At 31.3% G+C, this 2,082-nt stretch carries 2 protein-coding genes; one reads left to right on the plus strand and one right to left on the minus strand.

Annotated elements, in window-relative coordinates:
* Nucleotides 1-292 precede the first annotated feature (292 nt).
* On the minus strand, nt 293-1,210 hold the full coding sequence (locus V5N67_RS06805; protein ID WP_332061131.1) for a serine aminopeptidase domain-containing protein: 918 nt from the start codon (nt 1,208-1,210) through the stop codon (nt 293-295).
* Between the two features lie 270 nt (nt 1,211-1,480).
* On the opposite strand from V5N67_RS06805, the gene V5N67_RS06810 reads away from it, so the two are divergent.
* Nucleotides 1,481-1,978: an Hsp20 family protein gene (locus V5N67_RS06810; RefSeq protein WP_332061132.1), complete on the plus strand. Its 498-nt coding sequence runs from the start codon at nt 1,481-1,483 to the stop codon at nt 1,976-1,978.
* The last annotated feature ends 104 nt before the right edge of the window (nt 1,979-2,082 follow it).

A 2,082-nucleotide genomic window follows, 5' to 3' on the forward strand; every position in this document is an offset into this window, starting at 1 on the left:
GTTTTAAATTTTAGATAAGTTTCAAATATTATTTGTAATTTATTTTTAATGACAATTTAATATGTTAATTTTTACAATATTTAAGTAATATTATATTATAAATAACAAATTTTTCTAACTTAAAAATAATTTATTATTAAATTTTCGATAACATGAACAAAATTTATCGAAAATAAAATTTATGTACATAAGAGTTGCTATAAAAAAATGATTATATGTGTATTTTTATTTGTAAGTGAGATAATTTAAAATTTTTTATGATGTAATTAAATTATAAATTCTTTAAAAGATGTTACGTTATAGACATGTCATTAAGAATAAAGGCATCAAATGCAGTTTCAAATTGTTTTCTGTAATCTTCTTTGTGCATAATTGTATCGAGTTCTGCGCCTGTAATTGTAATACTCTCTGTTAGATGTGTACGTTGGCATAGTTGCCGCGCCTCAATGTTGTTTGCAATGTTGTTTTGATTGGCAAGAATAAACAATGTTGGGATTTTTAAATGTCCACTAAGCATGTTTTTTTTCATGACATCAATTGCATTGAGTACTGATGCCATCCATCGGGATGTTGGGGGAGGGATGGAAAGAGCTGAAGATAAATGTGTGTTATTCTTACACTCAAATTGCATATTTTTTTGTTTTAATTTTTTTCCACCTCTAGCTGGTAAAAATCCAAGACCTATATCGGAAAGAAGTTGTGTTAATTTATGCTGAAAGCCATTTGTTTTATTGCCGAATGGAGCAAAAGGAGGAGAAACGCAGAGCATCTTATTAAATTGATGATTGATGATATCCAGTCCGCTAAGTGCTATCAGACCACCTATACCGTAAGTGAGCATATAGTAAGGTGGTGGGCAATCAAGATAAACGACATTTTTAAGAAATTCATTTAAATCATTAATATCATTATTTATATCAAAATTATGATGCCGATTCTGTTTTATTGTATTAGATTGTAATTTTTCTCGATCAAACCAATCAAATATTGCCGTATAAAAACCGCGTTTAGATATTTTATCCATTATTAAAAAATATTCTTCTATAGCATTTGCGTGGTTTTCAAGAATAACGACTGTTCCTTTGTTTTTTTTCATTTCAGGATGTGTTGTCGCAAAACGAATTTCACGACCAGTGGCTATTTTAAGGTAACTATTACGAATATTGGGAAGAGGTGAGCCATAATTTGTAGGATGAAGAGGTGTTTTCAATTGGTGTCCTTATATATTGTATTTAGGTAATTTAGTGCAAGGTGAAGTAAAGAGAGAATCTCCATTAAGGTCATGATAATAAAGAGTTAAAAAATGATTATAGTGCTTTTGTGTGTTTTTGCGAACTAAAACACAAAAAAGTTGAAATAGAAAAGAGTGATTACTAAATAAATGGTGTGGTTGCCACGATGGGGCCACTGGTTCATGGGCAGGTTTGCCGTTCGGAAACTGTGTGAGTCAATTATAGTCGCTCTAAAGGAGGGCATTATTATGCGTCAAGTAGATTTTTCACCATTTTATCGTTCAACAGTAGGTTTTGATCATCTTCTAAACTGGTTTGATTCAAGAACACAGCCAGATGATGTTTCTTCTTATCCGCCTTATAATATTGAGCGTTTGACTGAAGATTCTTATAGGATTTCTATGGCGGTTGCTGGTTTTTCACAAAATGAAATCGATATTGAAATGCATTGTAACCAACTGACTATTAAGGGTGAGAGAATATCTGAAAATAATGATGAAGAAAGAGAGTTTCTTTACCGAGGCATTGCTTCGCGTGCTTTTGAGCGCCGTTTTCATTTGGCTGATCACGTGAAGGTTATTGGAGCAGAACTTGGAGATGGTCTTCTTCACATTCAACTTAAAAGAGAAATGCCAGCTGAGCTTAAACCACGAAAAATAGCTGTGCAAGTATCACCATCTTCTGTAAAAAATGGCAATAGTCAGAATATATATAAAACAAATTTAGACGCTGAAAAAATTAAATAATTATAAGTTTTTTTAAAAAAGTGAAATAGCGCGAGACAAAGGTCTCGCGTTTTTTATAATTTGTATTAAGAAGAAAGACTATTGAAATAAAAGCTATCTATATC

The sequence above is a fragment of the Bartonella rhinolophi genome, from assembly GCF_036576165.1.
Classification (GTDB): Bacteria; Pseudomonadota; Alphaproteobacteria; order Rhizobiales; family Rhizobiaceae; genus Bartonella.